Source organism: Rhodoferax sp. GW821-FHT10B06 (assembly GCF_059415605.1).
In genome coordinates this window covers 210,710-233,033 of record NZ_JBWKNO010000005.1, presented here as the reverse complement: position 1 = coordinate 233,033, position 22,324 = coordinate 210,710, and the positions used below count along the sequence as shown (strand labels likewise).

21 protein-coding genes are annotated in these 22,324 nt (G+C 64.1%); 4 read left to right on the top strand and 17 right to left on the bottom strand.

Going from position 1 to position 22,324, the window contains the following annotated elements; all coding sequences use genetic code 11:
- Window positions 1–18 precede the first annotated feature (18 nt).
- The 4 genes from AC07O2_RS10565 to purE form a co-directional block, all read right to left on the bottom strand.
- Window positions 19–975 (bottom strand): SGNH/GDSL hydrolase family protein, encoded by a 957-nt coding sequence (locus AC07O2_RS10565; RefSeq protein ID WP_495075688.1) that lies wholly within the window; start codon window positions 973–975, stop codon window positions 19–21.
- A gap of 62 nt (window positions 976–1,037) precedes the next feature.
- Entirely contained in the window at window positions 1,038–2,042 is a 1,005-nt protein-coding gene (locus AC07O2_RS10560) for an L-threonylcarbamoyladenylate synthase (protein ID WP_495075687.1), read from the bottom strand.
- 2 nt (window positions 2,043–2,044) lie between these two features.
- Window positions 2,045–3,205 (bottom strand): 5-(carboxyamino)imidazole ribonucleotide synthase, encoded by a 1,161-nt coding sequence (locus tag AC07O2_RS10555; protein WP_495075686.1) that lies wholly within the window; start codon window positions 3,203–3,205, stop codon window positions 2,045–2,047.
- Window positions 3,202–3,705, bottom strand: a complete 504-nt coding sequence (gene purE, locus AC07O2_RS10550) for a 5-(carboxyamino)imidazole ribonucleotide mutase (protein WP_495075685.1) — start codon at window positions 3,703–3,705, stop codon at window positions 3,202–3,204. Before purE ends, AC07O2_RS10555 begins: the two co-directional genes overlap by 4 nt.
- Before the next feature lie 74 nt (window positions 3,706–3,779).
- Between purE and trxA the strand changes: the two genes are divergently transcribed.
- Window positions 3,780–4,739, top strand: coding sequence for a thioredoxin (gene trxA / locus AC07O2_RS10545; protein ID WP_495075684.1), 960 nt, complete (start codon window positions 3,780–3,782; stop codon window positions 4,737–4,739).
- A gap of 10 nt (window positions 4,740–4,749) precedes the next feature.
- Complete coding sequence (locus tag AC07O2_RS10540) at window positions 4,750–5,268, top strand: hypothetical protein (protein WP_495075683.1); 519 nt, start codon at window positions 4,750–4,752, stop codon at window positions 5,266–5,268.
- A gap of 79 nt (window positions 5,269–5,347) precedes the next feature.
- Here AC07O2_RS10540 and AC07O2_RS10535 read toward each other — a convergent pair whose 3' ends face one another.
- From AC07O2_RS10535 to AC07O2_RS10495, 9 genes are all read right to left on the bottom strand, one after another.
- Window positions 5,348–5,713: a ribbon-helix-helix domain-containing protein gene (locus tag AC07O2_RS10535; RefSeq protein WP_116608433.1), complete on the bottom strand. Its 366-nt coding sequence runs from the start codon at window positions 5,711–5,713 to the stop codon at window positions 5,348–5,350.
- 62 nt (window positions 5,714–5,775) lie between these two features.
- Window positions 5,776–6,357, bottom strand: coding sequence for a DJ-1/PfpI family protein (locus AC07O2_RS10530; protein WP_092757456.1), 582 nt, complete (start codon window positions 6,355–6,357; stop codon window positions 5,776–5,778).
- Between the two features lie 98 nt (window positions 6,358–6,455).
- Window positions 6,456–7,733, bottom strand: a complete 1,278-nt coding sequence (locus AC07O2_RS10525; RefSeq protein WP_495075682.1) for a glucarate dehydratase family protein — start codon at window positions 7,731–7,733, stop codon at window positions 6,456–6,458.
- A gap of 11 nt (window positions 7,734–7,744) precedes the next feature.
- Complete coding sequence (locus tag AC07O2_RS10520) at window positions 7,745–8,665, bottom strand: aldose 1-epimerase (protein ID WP_495075681.1); 921 nt, start codon at window positions 8,663–8,665, stop codon at window positions 7,745–7,747.
- Window positions 8,658–9,854 (bottom strand): mandelate racemase/muconate lactonizing enzyme family protein, encoded by a 1,197-nt coding sequence (locus tag AC07O2_RS10515; protein ID WP_495075680.1) that lies wholly within the window; start codon window positions 9,852–9,854, stop codon window positions 8,658–8,660. The genes AC07O2_RS10520 and AC07O2_RS10515 overlap by 8 nt, the downstream gene beginning before the upstream one ends.
- A 38-nt stretch (window positions 9,855–9,892) precedes the next feature.
- Complete coding sequence (locus tag AC07O2_RS10510) at window positions 9,893–11,611, bottom strand: ABC transporter ATP-binding protein (RefSeq protein WP_495075679.1); 1,719 nt, start codon at window positions 11,609–11,611, stop codon at window positions 9,893–9,895.
- 2 nt (window positions 11,612–11,613) lie between these two features.
- Window positions 11,614–12,762 (bottom strand): ABC transporter permease, encoded by a 1,149-nt coding sequence (locus tag AC07O2_RS10505; protein ID WP_495075678.1) that lies wholly within the window; start codon window positions 12,760–12,762, stop codon window positions 11,614–11,616.
- A gap of 6 nt (window positions 12,763–12,768) precedes the next feature.
- Window positions 12,769–13,755, bottom strand: a complete 987-nt coding sequence (locus tag AC07O2_RS10500; RefSeq protein ID WP_495075677.1) for an ABC transporter permease — start codon at window positions 13,753–13,755, stop codon at window positions 12,769–12,771.
- 98 nt (window positions 13,756–13,853) lie between these two features.
- Window positions 13,854–15,812: an ABC transporter substrate-binding protein gene (locus tag AC07O2_RS10495; protein ID WP_495075676.1), complete on the bottom strand. Its 1,959-nt coding sequence runs from the start codon at window positions 15,810–15,812 to the stop codon at window positions 13,854–13,856.
- Window positions 15,813–16,042: 230 nt separating this feature from the next.
- Here AC07O2_RS10495 and AC07O2_RS10490 point away from each other — a divergent pair, with 230 nt between their 5' ends.
- Both AC07O2_RS10490 and AC07O2_RS10485 read left to right on the top strand, forming a co-directional pair.
- Window positions 16,043–16,963 carry a dihydrodipicolinate synthase family protein gene (locus AC07O2_RS10490; protein ID WP_495075675.1) on the top strand — a complete coding sequence of 307 codons (921 nt, stop codon included), beginning with the start codon at window positions 16,043–16,045 and terminating at the stop codon, window positions 16,961–16,963.
- A gap of 24 nt (window positions 16,964–16,987) precedes the next feature.
- A complete protein-coding gene (locus AC07O2_RS10485) occupies window positions 16,988–17,743 on the top strand; it encodes a FadR/GntR family transcriptional regulator (RefSeq protein ID WP_495075674.1) in 756 nt (251 codons plus the stop codon).
- 38 nt (window positions 17,744–17,781) lie between these two features.
- Here AC07O2_RS10485 and AC07O2_RS10480 read toward each other — a convergent pair whose 3' ends face one another.
- From AC07O2_RS10480 to bioA, 4 genes are read right to left on the bottom strand one after another with little or no spacing between them, the layout of a single operon-like run.
- The gene (locus AC07O2_RS10480; RefSeq protein WP_495075673.1) at window positions 17,782–19,017 is read right to left on the bottom strand and encodes a cytochrome P450; all 1,236 of its coding nucleotides are present in this window, start codon (window positions 19,015–19,017) and stop codon (window positions 17,782–17,784) included.
- Window positions 19,014–19,787 (bottom strand): dethiobiotin synthase, encoded by a 774-nt coding sequence (bioD, locus tag AC07O2_RS10475; protein ID WP_495075672.1) that lies wholly within the window; start codon window positions 19,785–19,787, stop codon window positions 19,014–19,016. The genes AC07O2_RS10480 and bioD overlap by 4 nt, the downstream gene beginning before the upstream one ends.
- Window positions 19,774–20,985, bottom strand: a complete 1,212-nt coding sequence (gene bioF, locus AC07O2_RS10470; protein ID WP_495075671.1) for an 8-amino-7-oxononanoate synthase — start codon at window positions 20,983–20,985, stop codon at window positions 19,774–19,776. Before bioF ends, bioD begins: the two co-directional genes overlap by 14 nt.
- Window positions 20,951–22,312 carry an adenosylmethionine--8-amino-7-oxononanoate transaminase gene (gene bioA / locus AC07O2_RS10465; protein WP_495075670.1) on the bottom strand — a complete coding sequence of 454 codons (1,362 nt, stop codon included), beginning with the start codon at window positions 22,310–22,312 and terminating at the stop codon, window positions 20,951–20,953. Before bioA ends, bioF begins: the two co-directional genes overlap by 35 nt.
- Window positions 22,313–22,324 lie beyond the last annotated feature (12 nt).

Genomic DNA, 22,324 nt, shown 5'->3' with positions numbered 1-22,324 from the left:
TCTGGATTATCTGCAAGCTTACCAGCGTGCGTGCACCTTGCCATAGGCATACACACCGAACAGACGCTGCACGGTCGGGGTGACGTACAGGCGGTCAGCGAACATATACAGATCGTAGGTCGTGCCCGCCGAATTGGCCGTGATCGCAGCAATCGTGGAGGTGGTGCACAGGGATGAATTGACCTGGCCCGTGCCGGTGCCAATGCCAGCACCCGAATCCGTAGAGGTACACGCCAAGTCGGTGCTATTGGACAGCCCGTACGACGAGGGCGTAGCCTGCACCAGGTTGAAGTAATAGGCCGCGTCCACGTATAGCACTGTTTCACCCAGGTCCACGATGGACACCAGCATGGCCTCATTAAAGGCACTGCTAGCGCTCTTCAGCAAGTCGTTCTGACCGATCGCCGTCGCCCAGGGGCTGACACCCAGGTTGTAAGGGCCAACCACCACCACGTGCTTGCCGCCGGCATTCACCAGGCGTCGCACTTGCGCGCCCAAGTCTTTACCGTATTGCTTGGCGTTGGCCAGCATCGTGTCAGAGGTCTCCGTACCCGCAGTGACGGCCGCCATTTCGACCACCAAGTCGCTGATACCGCCGTTGATCACCACCACATCCTCCGAACCCAGGGAATTGGCGGCCAAGAAGCTGTCTACCTGCTGCGCCACCGTCAAGGTACTGCTACTGCCGGCCGCGTCGGGTGTGGCACTGATGCGGGCATTGCCTTGCGCGTACACCAAAGAGGTATCCAAAGTCTTGCCATAGCTGGAGGCGAATTGCGTCAACCAGGTATTGATAGCCGAGTCATTCACCGTATAGCTGGCACCAGACTTGACCACATTGAACGCATCGCCAAAGCCGATGATGCGCGACGGCGTGAGTTGCGACTCCACCGTGCTGGAACCGCAGGCGGTCAGCAGCGTTGCTGAGGCACATGCCAGCCACACAAAGGCCCGGCGCAAACTAGAAATAGCCATGAGGACTCCAAAAATCAATCGGGTAGTTTAACGAGGCACGGGTAACGGAGCGTAAAGACAGGTCAAGCCGCTGCGGCACGCTGTAAACGGTCGCGCACGCCTTCCCATTCCGGGGTATCTGGCGGGGTTTCTATCCAGATCAGCCGCACACCTTGTGCATCGAAATTGCGCAGCGCGGCAAACAGCTCTTGCGCCGCCGCCGCCGCGTCGTCCGGCATAGAACGCAGCAGAGCCTGGCGCGAATGGTTGTGCAACGCGCTGCGCGCATACACACCGATCGAGCCAGGCACGCCGTCCTGCACCTGGCCCAGCAGGTCCAGCGCGGTCTGCAGCACCTTGGTGTCCATCAGCCTCACCTTGGCGCTGGGTGCGTAATGCGCCTCCAGCGTACCCGACGCACGCGGATCGGGCGCTGCCAGATCTTCCTTGGAGCGCAGCGGCTGGCCGCAGGCCTGCTCAATCTGGTCACGGCTGATGCTGCCAGGGCGCAGCAGCACCGGCACGCCACGGGTGCAGTCCACGATGGTGGACTCAATCCCCATGGTGCAGGGCCCGCCGTCCAGCACCAGCAGGCCGTCTTCAAACTCGGACTGCACATGGGCCGCCGTGGTCGGGCTGACGCGGCCAAACTTGTTGGCGCTGGGCGCTGCTACGCCGGCCACACCCAGGGCCGCAGCGGCGCGGAACACCGCTTGCGCCACCGGGTGCGAGGGGCAGCGCAGGCCGATCGAATCCTGCCCGCCCGCAGCGGCCGTACCCACGCCTTCGCGGCGCGGCAGGATCAGCGTCAGCGGCCCGGGCCAAAACGCGTCCATCAGCTGCTGGGCAAAGGCTGGCACCTGGCTGGCGAAATGCGCCACGCCAGAGCCGTCGGGCGCAATGTGCACGATCAGCGGGTGGTCGCTAGGTCGGCCCTTGGCGGCGAATATCTTGGCCACCGCAGCGTCGTTCGACGCATCGGCCGCCAGCCCGTACACCGTCTCGGTGGGCAGGCCCAGCAATTCGCCATCGGCCAGCGTCTGTGCAGCTTGCTGGATGGCGGTCGGGTCGCGTCCGTCCAAAAGCATGGTCAAAACGCTTCTATGCCCAGCAGCGCCGCTGCCTGCAAGGCGGTGGCACGCACTGCTTCCACCGAAGCGCCGGTGATGGTCAGGTGGCCCATCTTGCGGCCACGCTTGGCGTCGGACTTGCCGTACAGGTGCAGATGCGCGCCGGGCAGGGCCAAAATTTCAGCCCAGGGGGGCGTGGCGGCTTTTTCAGAGCGCACAAACCACAGGTCGCCCAGCAGATTCAGCATCAACGCCGGGCTGTGCTGGCGCGGCTGCACCAGGGGCAGGCCAGCCAGGGTGCGCACCTGCAGCTCGAACTGCGACACATCGCAGCAGTCCATGCTGGCGTGGCCGCTGTTATGCGGGCGCGGCGCGATCTCGTTGACCACCAGGCTGCCGTCGTCCAGCACGAAGAATTCCACGCACAGCACGCCCACATAGTTCAGGCCGTTTGCTATGGATTTCGCAGCTGCTAGCGCTTGTTCTGCTTGCGCTGCAGGCATGTTTTCTTCATAAACTTCGGTGACGGCCAGAATCCCGTCGCGGTGCAGGTTGCGCTGCACTGGCAAGTTGACTATCTGGCCATCGGCGCCGCGCGCCACGATGACCGAGCACTCTGCGGCCAGCGGCAGCATCTTCTCTAGCACGCAGGGCACGCCCTTCAGGTCCAGCCAGGCCTGGGCCAGCTCGGCGTAGCTGGAAACGCGCACCTGGCCCTTGCCGTCGTAGCCCATGCGGGCGGTTTTCAGGATGCCGGGCAGCAGCTCGTCGGTCACGGCGGCCAGCTGGGCCGCAGTTTCAATCACCGCATAGGGTGCGCAAGGCACGCCGCAGGCCACAAAGTGGGCTTTCTCCTGCGCACGGTCCTGGGCGATGGCGACGGACGCGGCCGCGGGCGACACCGTGGTGTACACCGCCAGACGGGCCAGGGCCGGCGCCGGCACGTTCTCGAACTCGGTGGTGATGGCGTCGCAGGTCTCGGCCAACTGGCCCAGGCCGGGGGCGTCCATGTAGTCGGTGGCAATGTGGTGGTGGCTCACACGGCCAGCGGGGCTGTGGGCATCGGGGTCCAACACGGCGGTGAAATAGCCCATGCGCTGAGCCGCGTGGATGAACATGCGGCCCAGCTGGCCGCCGCCCATCACGCCCAGCGTGGCACCGGGTAGTAGGACCTGGCTCATAGGGCGTGGGGCGCGGGTGGCAGGGTCATATTGCGCGCCACTTCGGTCTGGGCGGCACGGAAGGCCTCCAGCTGCGTGCGCAGCGCCGGGCTCTCGTTGGCCAGCAGGGCCACGGCGAACAGCGCCGCGTTGGCCGCACCGGCCGTGCCGATGGCAAAGGTGGCCACGGGAATGCCCTTAGGCATCTGCACGATGCTGTGCAGCGAATCCACGCCCTGCAGATGGCGGCTGGCCACCGGCACACCCAGCACCGGCACCGTGGTCTTGGCGGCCAGCATGCCGGGCAGGTGGGCGGCGCCACCAGCGCCGGCGATGATGGCTTTCATGCCCCGGCCGGCGGCGGCTTCGGCGTAGGCGAACATATCATCGGGCATGCGGTGGGCGGAAACCACCTTGGCCTCGAAGCTGATGCCAAACTGTTGGAGAATCTGCACCGCGTGCTGCATGGTGTCCCAGTCGGAGCTGGAACCCATCACCACACCAATTTGAATGGAAGTCATAGGGCTTTGTTCTAAGAGCGCCCACGATGGGCGCCAAAACCTCGATTTTACTTTTTGCCCCCAGAGACCCCACCATGATCAACGTCACCGTCGAAAACTTTGAAACCGAGGTCATTGCCGCCTCCATGTCCACCCCGGTGCTGGTGGACTTTTGGGCCCCCTGGTGCGGCCCCTGCAAGGTCATAGGCCCGCTGCTGGAAAAGGTCGAGGCCGAATACGGCGGCCGCTTCAAGCTGATCAAGATCGACTCCGACCAAGAGCAGCAGCTGGCCGCCGCCTTTGGCATCCGCAGCATCCCCACCTGCATCCTGCTGATCAACGGCCAGCCGGTAGACGGCTTCCAGGGTGCGATTCCCGAAGGCCAGATCAAGGAATTCCTGAACAAGCATGTGCCCGAAGGCGAGCCGCTGGACGCCGAACCCACGGAAGCCGAGCAAGCCCAGGCCCTGCTGGAATCCGGCGACACCGACGCCGCCCTGCACAAGCTGCACGAAGCCCTGGCGCTGAACCCGGCCAACGACGACGCCCGCTATGACTATGTGCGCCTACTGGTCGAAACCGGCAACCTCGAAGAAGCCGAGGCCGCACTGCAGCCCACTCTCAAATACATCCCGCTGCAGCTGCGCTTCGAAGCCCTGTCGCAATGGATTGGCGCTCTCAATTTCGCAGCTAGTGACGAAGCACAGGCCAGCGGCATAGCCGGTTTTGATGCCCAAATCAGCACCAACAAACGCGACTTTGACGCCCGCTTCGCCAAGTCCCAAATCCTGATGGCCCTGGGCGACTGGACCGCCGCCATGGACGAGCTGCTGGAAATCATCATGCGCGACAAGAAATGGAACGATGAAGCCCCGCGCAAGCTCTTCGTCGCCATCCTGGAACTGCTGACCCCGCCCAAGCCCAAGGCCAGCGCGGACGCCGGCACCAAGTCAGCGGGCGGCATCGAGCTGTCGGGCAATTCCGTCGCCGCCCAGGACCCGCAGGCCCAGCTGATCGCCACCTACCGGCGCCGGCTGAGCATGGTGCTGAACTAGCCCGCCTCCCATGCCCGCCCTCCAGCTTCCCCTGTTAGCCGCGCTGCTGGCCCTGGCCGCCAGCCCGGCGCTGGCGGTGGTGAAGTGCGTAGGCGCCGACGGCAAGATCAGCTACCAGCAGGCCGTGTGCCCCAACAGCGCGCAGCCGCAGCCCATGCACAACTTTCCGCGCCCGCGCATCGTCACCATCGACCCGGCCACGCTGTCGATGGAGAAAGACCCTTCGCCCGCGCTCACCCCCTCGCCAGCCGACCTGCCCGTGCCCGTCCCCATGGGCGCAGGCCGCAGCGGCCTAGAGCCAGAAGCCGATATCTGCCTGGAATACCTGAAGCCGCTGCTGAAGGACCCCGGCAGCCCCTACTACCGCAACCTGCAAAAAGAGGGCACGGTGCTGTCGATGGAGCTGTATGCCAAGAACGCGCTGGGCGGCTACACCAGCAAACCGGCGGCCTGCGAAATCAAGAACGGCCGGCTCGACGATGGCTGGACCAAGATCCACCTGAAGCGCCTGGGCTGGTCGGTGCAGTAGGATTTAGATAAAAAATGGCTGTAGCGCAGGAGATACCTGCGCCAGCAGCTCTCAATTAAATAGCAAATCACTTGCCAACTCAAGCCGCCCGCGCCAGCAGGCTGCGGTGGCCCTCGGTCGCCAGCACCTGCTGGGCGTTCAGGCTGCGGATGGAGATGCTGGCGTCTTGCGGGATGCCGCCAGACAGCTGCAAAGCCAGGTAGCGGCCGCAGCTGACGCGCAGAAACGAGGCGAAGTTGTCCACCTCGCCGCGCTGCGCCACCAGTTCGTCGTACAGCTTGGCGCACAACTGCGGCACGCCCATGCCGTCCCGCTGGGCGATTTCATCCAGCACCTGCCAGAACAGGTTTTCCAGCTTGATGCTGGTCGCCACACCGTGCAGCCGCACCGAGCGGGCACGGCTGTCGTACAAGGTGGGGTCTGCGCTGATGAAGACTTGGCACATGGTGGATTCCCTGGATGCAGCCCCACATCATCGGAGGCTGCATACCCAGCGTCAATGCCTGGTCACAAACTGATACGCGTGCCCAGCAGGGCCAGGAACTGCGCAATCCAGGCCGGGTGCGCGGGCCAGGCCGGGGCCGAGACCAGGTTGCCTTCGGTCACCGCTGCATCGATGGCGATCTCGGCATAGGTACCACCGGCGATCTCCACTTCGGCGCGGCAGGCCGGGTAGGCCGAGCAGGTGCGGCCTTTCAGCACGCCGGCGCCGGCCAGCAGCTGCGCGCCATGGCAGACGGCCGCCACCGGCTTGTTGGCCTCAAAAAAATGCTTGACCGCCGAGACCACCGCCGGGTAGGTGCGCAGGTACTCGGGGCCACGGCCGCCGGGGATCACCAGCGCATCGTAGCTGGCGACATCCAGGCCTGCAAAGGTGGCGTTCAGGGTGAAGTTGTGGCCAGGCTTTTCGCTATAGGTCTGCGCGCCCTCGAAATCGTGGATCGCTGTCTTGATGTGGTCGCCGGCCTTCTTGTCCGGGCACACCGCGTGCACCGTGTGACCTACGGCCAGCAGCGCCTGGAACGGCACCATGGTCTCGTAGTCTTCGCAGTAGTCACCGCACAGCATGAGTATCTTTTTCGCCGCCATATTCGTCTCCTCAAGGGTGGTTGGGAGTCCATTGTTGGCGGCGAAATGCGGGGATGGGTGTTAGCCGGCTACTACATGCGGAACGGGGATGGCTTAGGCTAGAACCGGGGGCACTGGGGGTTGAAGTCCGGTTGGTGCTTGCGCATTTCTTTCGCATCGTCGCGCTTGCGGATCCCGCAGTCCAGGTAGTTCTGGTGCAGTCGGGCCAGCGCCTGGCGGTCCAGGGTGACACCCAAGCCGGGGCCTGGCGGAGGTGCCAGCACGCCGTTACGGATAGACAGCTTGCCACCTGCAATCACTTCGTCTTCCTGCCAGGGGTAGTGGGTATCGCAGGCATAGCTGAGGTTGGGCAGCGTCACGCCGACATGGGTCATGGCGGCCAGGCTGATGCCCATGTGCGAATTCGAGTGCATGGAAATGCCGATGCCGAAAGTGCGGCAGAGGGTCGCCAAGTGCTGGGTGGCCCGCAGACCGCCCCAGTAGTGGTGGTCGGACAAGATCACCTGCACGGCATCCAGCTGTACCGTTTTGGGGATGTGGCCAAAAGCAACGGTCACCATATTGGTAGCCAGGGGCATAGGCGAGAACTGGGCCACTTCGCCCATTTCCTCCAGCGTGCTGACGGGGTCTTCCAGGTATTCCAGCAAGCCTTCGGCAGCCAGCAGGGGCATGATGCGGCGCGTGGTCTCCACCGACCAGCCCCCATTCGGGTCGATCCGCAAGGGGTAACCCGGGAAGGCGGCCCGCAAGGCCTTCAGGCCGGCAATTTCGTCTTCGGGTGGAAACACACCCGCCTTGAGCTTGATGGAGCCAAAGCCGTAGCTGTCAATCATGCGGCGGGCTTGCTGTACCAGCTGCGCTGGCGTGAGTGCCTCGCCCCAGTCGTCGGTCGGGTAACCGGGGTCTTCCTTGTGCTGGGCAAACTTGTAAAAAAGATAGGCGCTATAGGCTACGTGGGGCCGAACCGCCCCCCCCAGCACCTGGTACAAGGGGCGGTCCAGAATCTGGCCCTGCAGGTCCAGGAAGGGCACCTCAAATGCGGCCAGTGCACTGGCACGCGCCTTGTCGCCTTCGGGTGCGAATGTAGCGCCGGTATCGGGGTTGTTGCCCACCAGGCCGTAGACCACGCGGGTCAGGGCGTTGAGGTCAAAAGGGTCCAGTCCCACGAGCTGGGGCGCGATCTTTGCCAGATGGTCCAGTGTTTCCAGATTGCCATAGCTTTCGCCCAGGCCCACACGGCCATCGGCGGTCTCGACCTCGATGATGCTGCGCAGTGCCCAGGGCTCATGCACGCCGGCCACATTCAGCAGCGGTGGGTCACGGAACGCGATGGGGGTCACACGGGCAGCCACGATGCGGGTGGTCGACAGGCTCATTCCAATTCCTTTCAGAGGTGATTTGGCAAGGTCGCGAAACGTATCTCGCCACTCAGGCTGCCCCCAGGTTCCAGCAGCTGTATGCCGGTGTCTGCCACCCCGCGGGCCGCGAGGTTGAAGCCGTCTGCCACATGGCTGACAGGCTCCAGGCACAGATAAACAGGCGGGTCTGGCCGGTGCACCACCAGGTGGCCAAACAACGGGTCGGCCTGCATGCTGACTAGCGCACCCTGTGGCAGTTCGACCAGCGCCGTGCCGTCCCATCCCCCCAGGTAGGCGTTCACAGCCCCCTGCGGCAGATGGCGTGGCGTTGCATGCTGTTCATCGGCCCGCAGTGGCCGCGCGGTGCCGGCCAGGTAGTCCGGCGTCACCGGCCATAGCGTGGTGGCGCGGTAGCTGAGCCGCGCTGCAGGAGCATGCCGAAAGAAGGGGTGCAGGCCCATGCCGGCCGGCATGGTGCGCGTGTCTGCATTGCGCAACGTCAGGCCGACGCGCAGCTGCGAAGGCGTCAGCTCGAAGTGCAGGCTGGCGGTGTAATGCCAGGGCCAGGCTGGGCCAGCTGGGCTGTCCAGGGTCAGCGTAGCGGTGTCGGGGCCTGACTGTGTGGCCTGCCAGGGCTGGGCGTGGGCGTTACCGTGCAGGCTATGGGGCATGGCACCGGGGTGCGAGCGCAGGGCATGGGTTTCACCCTGGACATGCAGCAGCGCGTTGGCAATCCGGTTGGAATACGGCATCAGTGGATAGATGCCGCCTTTGGCCCACGCTATGGGGTCGAAGAAGTCTTCGGGGTACGGGTGGAGAACGTCCACCACCTCGCCCCCGCCGCTTTCCAGGCGCAGTGCGGACACCCGTCCTCCCGCATGCGGAACAAGGCGGGCGGATGCGCCACCTGCGTGCAAGGTGATGACGGGGTGCAGGGCGGCTTCAGGCATAGCCGGTCGAACCGTCCGGCTTGACCGGCACCTTGCGTTCCCAGTGGATGTATTCCTCGGTACCCAGCAGTTCCTCGTTCATCTCTACCCCCCAACCCGGGCGATCCGGGCGCAACTCGAGGTAGCCGTCCTTGGGCAGGTACGGGTCTTTTACGTACCAGGCGCCTTCATCGCGGCTTTCTGCGCTGACGGCGGCCTCGGTGCCGTACACATAGCCGGCACCCTGCGGCAGGCGGTACTCCAGAATGCGGAAGTTGGTCTGGGCGGCGCTGAAATGCACATTGATGGCGGTGGCCAGCGGGCCCATAGGGTTATGCGGCGCAATAGTCACAAAATGGGCTTCGGCCAGCGCGGCAATCTTGCACATCTCCAGCAGACCGCCCACGACGCACACATCAGGCTGGATGATGTCGCACCCGCGGACCTGCAGCAGCCGCAGGAACTCAAAGCGGCTGTACAGCGACTCACCGGTAGCCAATGTGCACTGCAGACCGCGCTTGAGCTCGCCCCAGGCCTCAAAGTTCTCGGGTCGGATCGGCTCTTCAAAAAACAGCGGGTCGTAGGGCGCGAGTGCGTTGCCTAGCTGCATGGCCTGGGCCGGCTCGAAAATCTTGGCATGTGCATCGAAGGCGATTTCGTACTCGGGCTTGACCGTTTCGCGCAGCGTGCGGAAGTAGTCTGCCGAGGTCTTGACCACCTCGCCCCAACGGTGGCGGTGCATGTCAATGCGGTAGGGGCTGAGCTTGAATGCCTTGAGCCCCCATTGCTCGTTGAGCGCATCCATTTCGTCGCGCGCCTGGGCCGCGTCGGGCGCGGTGTACATGCCTGCATAGACCTGCACCCGGTCCCGCACGTGGCCGCCCAGCAGCATGTACACAGGCACGCCAAGGGCCTTGGCCGAAATGTCCCACAGGCAATGGTCAATCGCCGCGATTGCGGCCAAACCCAACGCGCCCGGTGGAAAGCGCGTCTGCTGCATCAGATAGTGCACCAGAAACTCAATGCGGCGCGGGTCCTGGCCTTTGAGAAAGGTGACCAGGTAGTCAAACAGCGGGAACAGCGCCTTGTCTGGCCCGTGGTTGTAGCACTCGCCCCAGCCGGTGATGCCCTCGTCGGTGTCCATCGCCAGAATGACACGTGGCCGGTTCTTGTCGCGCGACATGAACACGCGCAGTCTGTCGATTTTCATGCTGTATCTCCGTAATGAAAAAGGGCACCCGCGCAGTACTAGGTTCCTGTATAGCGAAACCGCATATGCATGCTGCGCGCACGCGGGTCCGGTTTCGGTATGGCCGATAGCAGGGCCTGCGTGTAGGCATGGGTAGGTGCATCGCACACCTGCTCGGTAGGGCCGGTTTCCACCACCTTGCCCCGGTACATCACGGCAACCCGGTCGCAGAAATAGCGGATCACGGCGATGTCGTGGCTGATAAAGATAAAGGACAGGCCCAGCTTGTCCTGCAGATTCAGCAGCAGATCCAGCATCTGGGAACGCAAGGACACGTCCAACGCCGCCGTGGCCTCGTCGGCCACGATGATGCGCGGATTGAGCGCAATGGCACGCGCAATGCCGATGCGCTGGCGTTGGCCGCCCGAGAAGGCATGGGGATAACGCTCGCGCCAGGCCGGCTCCAGCCCCACGCTCTGCAGCAGGTCGGCCACGCGTTCATCCAGCTCCTTGCCAGTGGCCAAGCCATTGACCAGCAGTGGTTCCCCCACAATTTGTGCGACCGTCATGCGCGGGTTGAGGGAGCTCACCGGGTCCTGGAAAATCATCCGCATCTCACGCCGGCACTGCTTGAGCATATGTTTGTCTGCCGTCACCAGATCGATCACGGTGCCATCGGGCTGGCGGTAGTTGATGGCGCCCGCCGTAGGGTCGTAGACCCGCAGCAGGCAGCGGCCCATGGTGGTTTTGCCGGAGCCAGACTCGCCCACAATACCCAGGGACTCCCCCGGCATGAGACTCAGCGACACCCCGTCCACGGCCTTGGTAGAAGATTTGGGGCCACCAAAATGCATGCTCAGATCGTTCACCTCCAAAATGGGCGGCTGTGCAGGATCTGGTGCCTTGCGCCGCACCCGGATCTCGGCCTTGCGCCCCAGTTTGAGCACGGAGCCGATCAGCATGCGGGTGTAGTCGTGCTGCGGCGCATGGAAGATCTGGTCCACCGGGCCGGTTTCCACGATCCTGCCGTTGTGCATCACGATGACCTGGTCGGCAATCTCGGCCACCACGCCCATATCGTGGGTGATGAACATCACCGCCATACCGTGGCTTTTCTGCAGGCGCTTGATCAGGTCCAGAATCTCGGCCTGCGTGGTCACGTCGAGCGCGGTGGTTGGCTCATCTGCTATCAAAAGTGATGGATTGCAAGCCAGGGCCATGGCAATCATCACGCGCTGGCGCATGCCACCCGAGAACTCAAAGGTGTAGCGGTCCACGGCCTTGTCGGGGTGGGGAATCTCCACCTGCGCCAGCAGTTCGATGCAGCGGGCCCGTGCCTCGAGCTTGCCCATCTTGATGTGCAGCCGCAGCACCTCGATGATCTGGTTGCCCACGGTATGTACCGGCGACAGCGATGACATGGGCTCCTGAAAAATCATGGCGATCTCGGCACCCCGCACGGCTCGGATTTCCTTGCCGCGTGGATGGAGTTTGGCCAGGTCCACACTGGAACCGTCGGCCCGGTTCAGCACCATGGAGCCGCCAGCAATGCGCCCGGGCTCGTCGACGATCTGGAGGATGGAGCGGGCGGTGACACTTTTGCCACTGCCGCTTTCGCCCACCACACACAGCGTACGGCCGCGCTCCACATTGAACGAGATGCCGTCCACGGCCTTGATGCTGCCGTTGCGCACGGCAAAGTGCGTACTCAGGTTATTGACCTGCAGCAGAATGGGCGACACCTGGGTCGCGCTTGGGGTGGAAGTTCCTGGGGTCATGGTCATTTGTTGTACGGGTCGGAGGCGTCACGCAAACCGTCCCCCAGGAAGTTGAGGGCAATCACGGCCAACACCACGGCAGCACCGGGTGCAAACAGCCAGGGCGCTGTGGCAATGGAGCGGATGTTCTGGGCTTCACGCAACAGCACGCCCCAGGAAATGGTGGGCGGCTGCAGGCCCAGGCCCAGGAAGCTGAGCGAAGTTTCGGCAAGAATCATGGCCGGAATGGCCAGGCTCACCGAGGCAATGATGTGGCTCGAAAAACTGGGCAGCATATGGCGGAAGATGATGCGGCCTTCAGACGCACCATCCAGCCGTGCAGCGGTCACAAATTCTTCGGTGCGCAAGCTCAGGAAACGTCCGCGCACCACACGGGCCAGCTGCGCCCACCCGGTGAGCGACAAGATCAGGGTGATCATCATGTAGTTCAGGGTGGCGGGCCAATCCTGCGGCAAAGCCGCCGCCAGCGCCAACCAGATCGGGATGGTGGGCAGAGACAGCACCAGCTCAATGACGCGCTGGATCGCAAAGTCGATGCGCCCGCCGTAGTAGCCCGAAATGCCGCCCAGAATAATCCCCAGCGTGAGCGACAGAATCACGCCCAGCAAACCGACCGACAGAGAAATCTGGGTGCCTACCATGATGCGGCTGAACACACAGCGCCCCAATCGGTCGGCGCCAAACAAGAACAGCGGCTGGTCGGCATCCTGCGTGGCAAACAGATGGATGCGCGAACTGAACAGGCCGAACACCGAATATTCGTAACCCTCGCCAAACATGCGCAGCGGCACCTTGCGCTCCTTGTCCTCCTGGTACACCGATGCCAGCGTGACCGGGTCACGCTTGAGTACGTAAGGACGGATGTAGGGATGGATCGACCAGCCATCCGCACCGGTATCGATGAAGTGCACGGTCTGCGGCGGATAGAACACGGCACGCCGGTTCTGTTGCGATGGGTCGTTGACCGCAAAGAAGCCGGGCAGCACGGCAATCACGTAGAGCCCGATAGTGACAAACAGGCCCACCATGGCCAGCCGGTGGCGCTTGAAGGCCCACCAGACCAGTTGCCATTGGGACGCAACGGCAAGACGGCTGGCCGTCTGTCCGGCTATGCCGTCGATGGCGGGGGAGGATGCAGCAGGAGTGTTCAAGATGCGTTACTCAAGACGGATGCGCGGGTCCACCAGCGCCAGAAGAATGTCACTGATCAACGAGCCCGTAACGGTCAGCACGCAGATCAGCAGGATGAAAGCACCTGCCAGGTACATGTCCTGGCTCATCAGCGATTGCAGCAGCAGGGGGCCGGCCGTGGGCAGGCTCAGCACGATGGCCACGATGATGGAGCCCGAAACCAGGTTGGGCAGCAGCCAGGCGATGGTGGAGATAAAGGGGTTGAGCGCCATGCGCATCGGGTACTTGACCAGCAGCGTGAACTCCGACAAGCCCTTGGCGCGGGCCGTGGTCACATAGGGTCGGTTCAGCTCGTCGAGCATGTTGGCGCGCATCACGCGGATCAGGCTGGCCGTACCCGACACGGCCAGGATGATCACCGGGATCCACAAGTGCTGCATCAGGTCCACCACCTTGGCCATGCTCCAGGGCGCCGTGAGGTACTGGTCTGAAAACAGGCCACCCACGTTCTGCCCGAATTCAACTGCTGCGACATACATCAGCACCAGGGCCAGCAAAAAGCTGGGCACGGCCAGACCAAGAAACGAAAGAAAGGTCACCACATAGTCGCCAATCGAATACTTCTTGACCGCAGAGAACACGCCGATGGGCAAGGCAATGCCCCAAGTCACCAGCAGCGTCGAGAAGGTGAGCAACAACGTCAAGGCCATGCGCTCCCAGATCAGGTCACCTACCGGCTGCTGCCACTCGAAACTCAGGCCAAAGTCACCGTGCAAAACGATGTTGGAGATCCACTTCCAGTACTGGATGACCATGGGCTGGTCCAGGCCAAACCGGTTGCGCAGATCTGCTGCCGTGGCCTGGTCCACCACCTCGTTGGAGGCCGCCAGCGTGGCGATGTAGGTGGTGACGTAGTCGCCGGGTGGCAGCTGGATCAACACGAACGATAGAAAGCTGATGGCCAGCAGAAACGGCAGCATCCACAGCATCCGCTTGACGATGAAAACGAACATATCGGTATCCCTTGAAAGCGGCGCACAACCCCACTGGTGGCGTCAACCACCAGCCGGTTTGCGGCCTGTACACGTCGGCTGCAAACTCGGTGTGCGGGTCAAGTCCGGGTGAAGAAGAACTGCTGTGGCAGCGCAGGCCCCGGGTTGGGCCAGGTCCACGAATTGGGATACTTCTTGGGCACGTTTTGCAGATTGTTCTTGACGATGCCGAAGGTGTTGACGGCAAGGCAAACACCAATGGTTTCATAGGCATCCGCACACAGGTCGAACACTTTTTTCATGGCCTCGCCGCGTTTCTTCAGGTCGGCGGTGGCCAGCGCTTCGTCAAACAGCTTCTTGCGCTGCTTCTGGCTTTCGGGCGGCTCCTGGCCGTCTTTGCCATTGGAGGCAAACCAGATGGTCCACGGAATCGCATAGCGCGAGCCCTGCGGGTGCTGCGCAAAATAATCACGGGGGTCCAGCATCGGGTCCAGTCCACCCGGGCCGGGCCACGTCGCGCCGTCATGGTCGTTGTTGTCGCCACGTGTGTAGAACAAGGCGCGCTCAATGGTATTGACCTTCATGTCTACACCGATGTCGGCCCAGTGCCGCTTCACCAACTCCAATGTGTCCACGGCGTCTGGATAGAGCGTGGGGATCACGTCAATCGAAAAGAAAACCCGCTGGCCGTCCGGACGCAGGCGGAACTTCTGCGCGTCACGCTTGGCATAGCCAATCTTGTCCAGAATATCGTTGGCCTGTTTGGGGTCAAAGTTGGTGAACTGGCGGGACAGCTTCTCGTTGTACCAGGGGTGGCCGGGGCGAGGACCGGTCTGGAAAGGTTCGGACTGGCCGAGGTACACCAGATCAATGATTTCCTTGCGGTTGATGCCCATCGACAGCGCCTGGCGGAACTGCTTGTTGCCAAACATCTCGCGCATCTTCGGGTCTTTGTGCGTCAGGTTCAGGTAGATCTGCACCTGCTGGGCGCTGGTTGCCTCCAACTCCACCAGACGGTAGCCGCCTTTTTGCTGGTTTTGCGACAGCGTGGGCTTGTTCTGCAGCGAGTCGATATGGCGTTCCTGGATGTCCAGCTTGCCCGACAGGGCGTCGAGCATCAGCGACTCCACATCTTGCGCAATGCTGAAACTGAGCTTGTCGATGTAGGGCAGTTGCTGGCCGCTTTGGTCCACCTGCCAGAAGTAGGCGTTGCGGTCCATCACTACACGCGTCACGCCGCCGGTATAGGCTTCGGTCACAACCCAGGGATCCAGCGTGGGCTTGTCCACATTGCCCCAGCGCGCCGGGATTTCGATGTCGCCACATTTGCTGCGAAACAGGGCCGTCCAGTCCGACAGGTTGGCCGCTTTGGCTTGTGCTGCCACGTTGCTGTTGTACTTGGGATGGAACTGGCTGGCGTAGTGTTTGGCGTACAGCGTGGGGTATTGGCCCAGTGGCGTGGCCAGCTGCTCCAGAAACATGGCGTAAGAAGCGGGGAAGGTGAACTTCACCGTGGTCTCGTCGATTTTGCTGGCCACCACGGGCTTGCCCGAAATCACCAGCGTGCCCGGAGGCGTCTTGAACAACTCGGTGTTTTTGGCGCAATCCTCAATCGAAAAAACGACATCGTCGGCCGTGAAGGGCTTGCCATCCGACCACTTCATGCCCTTGCGCAGATAGAAAATGAACTCGGTGGAAGTGGCATTGACCTCCCATTTTTCGGCCACGTTGGGCAAGACTTCGGTGAAGGCCAGGTTCCAGCGCACCAGTCCCTGGTTGCCTACCAGCCGCAAGATGCCGTTGTGGTCGGCACTGCCGCGCAACCCCCGGCGCAGGGCGCCACCGTAAACGCCCACTTTCTCAGCCTGAATGACCAGTGGTGTGGCGGGCAGACGCTGGGCCAGCGCAGGCAATTTGCCGTCCGTCACCAGCTTGGCCAGTGCAGGGGCTTCCTTGGCTTGCTGGGCTAGAGCTGACTGCCCCATGCCCGCCAAGGCCGCTGCGCCAGCGAAGCCCTTGAGCACCGTGCGTCGGCCTGCACGCATACCACCCAAGCTTGTTCTTGTCTCTTCTTTCATGGCTTGTCTCCGAATAAATGTTCGAACCCCGACCAACACCACTTTGTCAGACGAATTTTTGCTTGTCAATCCTGCTTTACTCGGGGAAATGTGAAGACAAGGCCACCAGCAGAAATCAATAAAAACAAATTTGCCTGACAAATTCTGAGGATTCCATACAATCTAAAGCACTTTTGATCATTCCCATGGGACGCTTACCCGTCCTGGAACCACCACATCCCGAGGTATCCATGAACATCGCACCCTTGCATGTCGACGAGTTTTCCTCCTCCGTTCTGGCCGTGCCACCACTGGCCCGGCGCGCCGACTTGTCGATTGACGAGGCACAAAACCGCAAGCTCATCCGCCACATCGAGGCCGGTGGCATCCGCACTCTGCTCTACGGCGGCAACGCCAACCTGTACCACACCTCGATTAGTGACTACGCCTTGCTGCTGGAGCAACTGGCCGACAGCGCGTCCGACACCACGCGGGTGATCCCGGCCATTGGCCCTGACTTTGGAAAAATGATGGACCAGGCCCAACTGCTGCGTGGCAGCCGCTATCGCACGGCCATGGTCCTGCCCATGCAGGGCTTCACCACGCCCGAAGGTGTGGCCGAAGGCATCTCGCGGTTTGTCGACACCGCGGGCATCCCCGTCACGCTCTACATCAAGAGCGAGCAGTACCTGGATGTGGCCACCTTGGGCCGGCTGGTGGACAGTGGGCGGATTCTGGCCGTCAAGTACGCCATCGTGCGCGACGACCCGGTCAACGATCCTTACCTGCGGGCCTTGGTGGAACGCATCACACCGGCCCGCATCGTCAGTGGCATGGGAGAACGGCCTGCGCCTGCACATGTGAGCCAGTTTGGCCTGGCCTCCTTCACCACGGGTTCGGGCTGCATTGCGCCCAAGGCCTGCATGGCCTTGCTGCAGGCGCTCAAACATGCCGACACGGCACGCGCGCAGACTTTGTACGACGCCTTCATGCCCCTGGAAACCCTGCGTGACTCGATCTCGCTGATCCGCGTGCTGCACGATGCCGTCACGCTCAGCGGCGTGGCCGACATGGGTGCGCACCTGCCGCTACTCAGCGCCTCGCCCGCAGACCGGATGGCCGAGATCAGGACCGTCGCGGCCGCTCTTTTGGCCTGCGACCAGCGGCTTTGAAAGCTTTGCCTGCCTACTCCCGCCATGACTGACCGCCCGACTACCAGCCTCGTCGATCGCGTTTACCGCGAAATTCTGGGCAGCATCATGCGCGGCGAGTTGACCGAGGGGGGCCAGCCTCCTGCCGACCAGGCATTGGGCGAAAGTCGCTCGACGCGGCCCACCACCAGCCGGCACAACCGGCTGCCCACCGAGCAAGCGCTGACCGCGCGTTTTACGGCATCGCGCCCCACCATCCGCGAGGCCTTGTCGCGTTTGCGGGCCGATGGCATCATCACCAGCCGCCAGGGTTCAGGCACCTTTGTCACCCGGCTGCCCGACCCGAACATCCCCCGTTTTGCGCCACTCGAATCCATCTCCGACCTGCGGCGCTGCTTTGACTTCCGCATCGTTGTGGAGTCGGGTGCCGCCGCGTTGGCTGCGAAACAAGTGGACGACGCCAGTCTGGCGGAGATCGAGCGCGCCTACGCCCAACTCAACACCGTGGTGGCTGAGCAGGCACTGGGGGCGAATGAGGACTTCGAGTTTCACCTCGCCGTGGCCAGGGCCTCGAAGAACCAGTTCTTCGTCTCGGCCATTGCATCCATGCAGGAGCAGTTGCTGTTCAGCATGAACATGATGCGTAATCTCTCGCTGCTCAAGAGCAGGGACCGCCAGAAGACGGTGCAGGCAGAACATGAAGCCATCCTGCATGCTCTGCAGCGCCACGACAGTGGAGCGGCAGAATTGGCCATGCGCCAGCACCTGACGAACGCTTGCGACCGCATGTTCGGCAAGTGAGCCAATTTTCGAGTAAAGGCAAGATCTCTCGCCAGCGTTCAAGAGCCACCCACATTCACCGGCAACGCCACTACTCCCCGATAAGCCGGATTCGCCACCCAATGCACTGCAGCTTCACCCAAGCTCACATGGGGAAAGCGCTGCAACAGCAGCCTGAAAGTGATCTCCGCCTCCACCCGCGTCAGCATCGCGCCTATGCAGACATGCGCGCCCGAGCCGAAGGACACCGAACCGCCATCGCGTCCCGCCACGTCCAGCCGGTCGGGCTCAGGATGCCGTGCCGGGTCGCGGTTCGCTGCGCCGATCAAGGGCACGACCAGATCGCCGCGGCGCAGCTGCTGACCGTGCAACTCCATATCCGCAGCAACGCGGCGGCCGGTGTATTGGACCGGGCTGTCGAAGCGCAGCAGTTCGCGGACAGCGCCGGGCAGCAAGGCAGGCTCTTGTTGCAGGCGCTGCCATTGATCCGGGTTGCTCAGCAGCGCATACAGGCCATTTCCCAGCAGATTGCGCGTGGTTTCATGGCCGGCGAACAGCAGCATGGCGCACTGGGCCAGCAGCTCGGCGTGGCTGTGGATATCACCGGCATCTTCAGCCTGCAGCAGGCGGCTGACCAGGTCGTCGCCCGGGCTCTGGCGGCGCTGTGCCACCAGGGTTTCGAAGTAACGGCCCATGGCCAGCAGACTGGCCTGGGCGCGGCGCGCCTGGGCGTGGGTGGCCAGCGGGGCGCCGATGAATACCGCCAGGTCGTCGGACCAAGTGACGAAGTCGGCGTTGGCCGCGTCGTCTATGCCCATCATCTTGGCGATGACGCGCACCGGCAGCGGACGGGCCACGGCCTGCATGAAGTCGAAGCTGGGCTGGTCGGCCACCGCATCCAGCAGCTGGTTCACCGTGTGCTCGATGTGCGGCACCAGGGCCTGGATCGCCTCAGGTTTGAAGCCGGCGTTCAACACCTTGCGGATGCGGGTGTGGTCGGGCGCGTCCAGGAACAGCATGGCGCGGGCGAACAGCTGCTGGAAGCCGGCCAGCTCGCCCTTCTCTTGCTCGCGGTCTGTGACCCAACCGCCTGTGCGCTGGGCGGAAAAGCGCGGGTCGCGCAGCACCTGCTCCACATCGGCGTGGCGGGTCAGCAGCCAGGCACCGCCGAAAAACTCGGTGCTCCAGTGGATGGGGCCGGCCTCGCGCAGGGCCTGGTAGGCCGGGTAGGGGTTGGCATAGAAGGCTGCGTCCACGAAGGGCGCGCAGGGCTCCAGGGTCGGCGCCAGGCTCATAGGGCGAACACGGCGCGCAGGGCGTCGGCGTCCAGGTACGAGGCCACGGCAGCCGGGCTGGGGGCGGCTAGGCGCGGCACCAGCCCCAGGCAGGGCGCTTGGTAGCGGCGCATGAACTCGTGGCGCAGCGTGTCCAGGTTGCCCGATATATGTTCCATGCCGGGGTCCAGCGTGTTGGCCACCCAGCCAGCCAGTGGCAAGCCGCGCGCGCGGATGGCCTCGGCCGTCAGCAGCGCGTGGTTGATGCAGCCCAGCCGCAGGCCCACCACCAGCACCACGGGCAGATGCAGGGCCTGGGCCAGGTCGGCGGTATCGAAGTCCGGCCCCAGGGGCACGCAGAAGCCGCCCACGCCCTCCACCACCAGCACGTCGGCGCGCTCAGCCAAGGACTGCGCATGCTCCACCAAGGTTTGCGAATCGATGGTGTGGCCCTCCAGCGCGGCGGCGATCTGCGGCGCGCAGGCAGCGCGGAACTGCAGCGGGCCGACCTCGGCATGGCTGAGCAGCAGCGAGCTGGCGTCGCGCAGGGCGCGCACGTCTTCGTTCACGCCCCGGCCGTCCACGCCGGCGGCCACGGGCTTCAGGCCCGCGCTGCGCCAGCCCTGCTGGCTGCACCAGTGCAGCAGGGCCGCGCTGATACTGGTCTTGCCGATTTCGGTGTCGGTGCCGGTCACGAAGCAGCCGCGCGCCAAGTGGCCCAGTCGGTCGCGCAGGAACAGGGCGTCGGCCTCGGGGGCGCCGGGTACGGAAGTGGGTTCAGTGTCGGTCATACAGGTCCTTGGCGGCTTGGGCCAGGCCGTCCAGCAGGCGCTGCACGTCTTGCGGGCTGTGCGCCGCGCTGAGGGTGATGCGCAGGCGGGCGGTGCCCACGGGCACAGTCGGTGGGCGGATGGCGGGCACCCACAGGCCCTGGGCGTCCAGCGCGGCAGACACGGCCATGGCCGCGGCGTTGTCGCCCACCACCAGGGGCTGGATGGCACTGGCGGAATCCACCAGCTGCCAGCTGGCAGCGGGATAGGCGGCAATCAAGTCTGCCAGGCCGGCACGCAGCTGGGCTACGCGCTGCTGCAGCTGGGCACGGCGCTGCTCGCCCTCGGCGCTGGCGATCAAGGCCAGGCTGGCGCTGACGGCGTGCGCGATGGCCGGCGGCGCGGCGGTGGTGTAGATGTAGGGGCGCGCGGTTTGCACCAGCCACTCGACGATGGTGGGGTGGGCGGCCACGAAAGCGCCGCCCGCGCCGACTGCCTTGCCCAGCGTGCCCATGTAGATCAGGCGTTCGCTGCGCAGGCCGAAGTGGGCCAGGCTGCCCCGCCCCTGCGCGCCGAGCACGCCAAAGCCATGGGCGTCGTCCACCACCAACCAGGCGTCGTATTGCTCGGCCAGGGCCAGCAGGGCGGGCAGGTCGGCCAGGTCGCCGTCCATGCTGAACACCGCATCGGTGACGATGAGCTTGATAGGGGTTGTGCAGGCAGCCAGTTGACGCTCCAGCACCACCAGGTTGCGGTGGGCGTAGCGCTGGAACGGCGCCTTGGACAGCAGCGCACCGTCCACCAGCGAGGCGTGGTTCAGCTTATCTGCAAAAATCGTAGCACTCTGCGCAGATAGCGCCTGCACCAAAGCCATATTTGCCATATAGCCGGTGCAGAAATACAAGGCCTGCGCCTGGGGAATATGCGGCGCCAGCCAGGCGGCCAATTCGGCTTCCAGCTGGGTATGCGCGCGGGAATGGCCGCTGACCAGGTGCGAAGCCCCGCTGCCCGCGCCATAGCGGCGGGCGCCTTCGGCCAGCGCGTCGATCAGCACCGGGTGCTGGGCCAGGCCCAGGTAGTCGTTGCTGGCAAAGGCCAGCATGTCGCGGCCGTTTACCCGCTGCTGCGGCGCGCAGGGCGTCTCGGCAGTGCGGCGCGTGCGCGTCAGGCTCTGGGCCGCGCGCTCACGCAGTTGGCGGTTCAGGTGGTCTAGCAGCATCTTCAGGAATCTGGTTCAGCACATCGTCCAGCGTGGCCATGACTTGCCGGGCCAGCCAGGGCGATAGCGTGTCGTCCAGCAAGTACGGTGGCAGCAGGTAGACGGTGCGGCCTATGGGGCGTATCAGCAGCTCGCGGGCGCGGCCGGCCAGATGGAAACGCTCGGCAAAGCGCGCGCCCACCAGCGGCTCCTTCACGTCGAAGGCCCAAATCATGCCGAGGTGGCGGAAGTTCTCCACGCGCGGGTCGGCCTGCAGGGGCGCCAGCGCGGCGCTGAGGCCGGCGGCCTGCTGGCGGTTGCGGGCCAGCACGTCATCCTGCGCAAAGCGGTCCAGCACGGCCAGCGCGGCGCGGCAGGCCAGTGCATTGCCGGTGTAGGAGTGTGAGTGCAAGAAGCCGCGCGCCACGTCGTCGTCCAGAAAGGCGTCATAAACACTGTCGCGCGACAGCACCAGGGACAAGGGCAGATAGCCGCCGCTGATGCCCTTGGACAGGCACAGCAAATCCGGCCAGATGCCCGCATGTTCACAGGCAAAGAAAGTACCAGTGCGGCCGCAGCCCACGGCGATCTCGTCGGCAATCAGCAGCACCTGGTGCTGGTCGCACAGCGCGCGCGCGGCCTGCAGATAGGCCGGGTGGTACATGGCCATGCCGGCGGCTCCCTGCACCAGCGGCTCCAGTATCAGCGCGGCGATCTGGCCGCTACGCGCCTCCAGCAGGGTCTGCAGCTCGGCGGCGGCGCGCTGCGCCACGTCGGCGGCGGATTCGCCGGGCAGGGCCTGGCGCGCGTCGGGTGACATGACCTGGTGCGACTGCATCAGCAGCGGGTCGTAGGCGTCGCGGAAGATCTGCACATCGGTCACGGCCAGCGCGCCCAGGGTTTCGCCGTGGTAGCCCTGGCGCAAGCACACGAACTCGCGCTTGTCGGCCAGGCCCCGGTTGCGCCAATGGTGGAAGGCCATCTTCAGCGCGATTTCCACGGCAGAGGCACCGTCGCTGGCGTAGAAGCAATGGCCCAGCACGCCGTCGGTGAGGGCAGACAGGCGCTCGGCCAGCTCCACGGCCGGCGCATGGGTGCAGCCGGCCAGCATCACATGCGGCAGGCGGTCCAGCTGGTCTTTCAACGCGGCGTTGATGCGCGCGTCAGCATGGCCGAACAGGTTCACCCACCAGGAGCTGATGGCGTCGAAGTAGCGGTTCCCGTCTTCGTCATACAGCCACACGCCCTGGCCGTGGCTGATAGCCAGCGGCGGCAGCTGGGCCGCACGCTGCATCTGGGTACAGGGGTGCCAGATATGCGCCAGGCTGCGCGCCGCAAGGGTGGCCATAGGGGGCGGGCG

Bases quoted from the DNA above. Each gene is read 5' to 3' on its own strand.
- AC07O2_RS10565 (WP_495075688.1), bottom strand. From the start codon at position 975: ATGGCTATTTCTAGTTTGCGCCGGGCCTTTGTGTGGCTGGCATGTGCC.
- AC07O2_RS10560 (WP_495075687.1), bottom strand. From the start codon at position 2,042: ATGCTTTTGGACGGACGCGACCCGACCGCCATCCAGCAAGCTGCACAG.
- AC07O2_RS10555 (WP_495075686.1), bottom strand. From the start codon at position 3,205: ATGAGCCAGGTCCTACTACCCGGTGCCACGCTGGGCGTGATGGGCGGC.
- purE (WP_495075685.1), bottom strand. From the start codon at position 3,705: ATGACTTCCATTCAAATTGGTGTGGTGATGGGTTCCAGCTCCGACTGG.
- trxA (WP_495075684.1), top strand. From the start codon at position 3,780: ATGATCAACGTCACCGTCGAAAACTTTGAAACCGAGGTCATTGCCGCC.
- AC07O2_RS10540 (WP_495075683.1), top strand. From the start codon at position 4,750: ATGCCCGCCCTCCAGCTTCCCCTGTTAGCCGCGCTGCTGGCCCTGGCC.
- AC07O2_RS10535 (WP_116608433.1), bottom strand. From the start codon at position 5,713: ATGTGCCAAGTCTTCATCAGCGCAGACCCCACCTTGTACGACAGCCGT.
- AC07O2_RS10530 (WP_092757456.1), bottom strand. From the start codon at position 6,357: ATGGCGGCGAAAAAGATACTCATGCTGTGCGGTGACTACTGCGAAGAC.
- AC07O2_RS10525 (WP_495075682.1), bottom strand. From the start codon at position 7,733: ATGAGCCTGTCGACCACCCGCATCGTGGCTGCCCGTGTGACCCCCATC.
- AC07O2_RS10520 (WP_495075681.1), bottom strand. From the start codon at position 8,665: ATGCCTGAAGCCGCCCTGCACCCCGTCATCACCTTGCACGCAGGTGGC.
- AC07O2_RS10515 (WP_495075680.1), bottom strand. From the start codon at position 9,854: ATGAAAATCGACAGACTGCGCGTGTTCATGTCGCGCGACAAGAACCGG.
- AC07O2_RS10510 (WP_495075679.1), bottom strand. From the start codon at position 11,611: ATGACCCCAGGAACTTCCACCCCAAGCGCGACCCAGGTGTCGCCCATT.
- AC07O2_RS10500 (WP_495075677.1), bottom strand. From the start codon at position 13,755: ATGTTCGTTTTCATCGTCAAGCGGATGCTGTGGATGCTGCCGTTTCTG.
- AC07O2_RS10495 (WP_495075676.1), bottom strand. From the start codon at position 15,812: ATGAAAGAAGAGACAAGAACAAGCTTGGGTGGTATGCGTGCAGGCCGA.
- AC07O2_RS10490 (WP_495075675.1), top strand. From the start codon at position 16,043: ATGAACATCGCACCCTTGCATGTCGACGAGTTTTCCTCCTCCGTTCTG.
- AC07O2_RS10485 (WP_495075674.1), top strand. From the start codon at position 16,988: ATGACTGACCGCCCGACTACCAGCCTCGTCGATCGCGTTTACCGCGAA.
- AC07O2_RS10480 (WP_495075673.1), bottom strand. From the start codon at position 19,017: ATGAGCCTGGCGCCGACCCTGGAGCCCTGCGCGCCCTTCGTGGACGCA.
- bioD (WP_495075672.1), bottom strand. From the start codon at position 19,787: ATGACCGACACTGAACCCACTTCCGTACCCGGCGCCCCCGAGGCCGAC.
- bioF (WP_495075671.1), bottom strand. From the start codon at position 20,985: ATGCTGCTAGACCACCTGAACCGCCAACTGCGTGAGCGCGCGGCCCAG.
- bioA (WP_495075670.1), bottom strand. From the start codon at position 22,312: ATGGCCACCCTTGCGGCGCGCAGCCTGGCGCATATCTGGCACCCCTGT.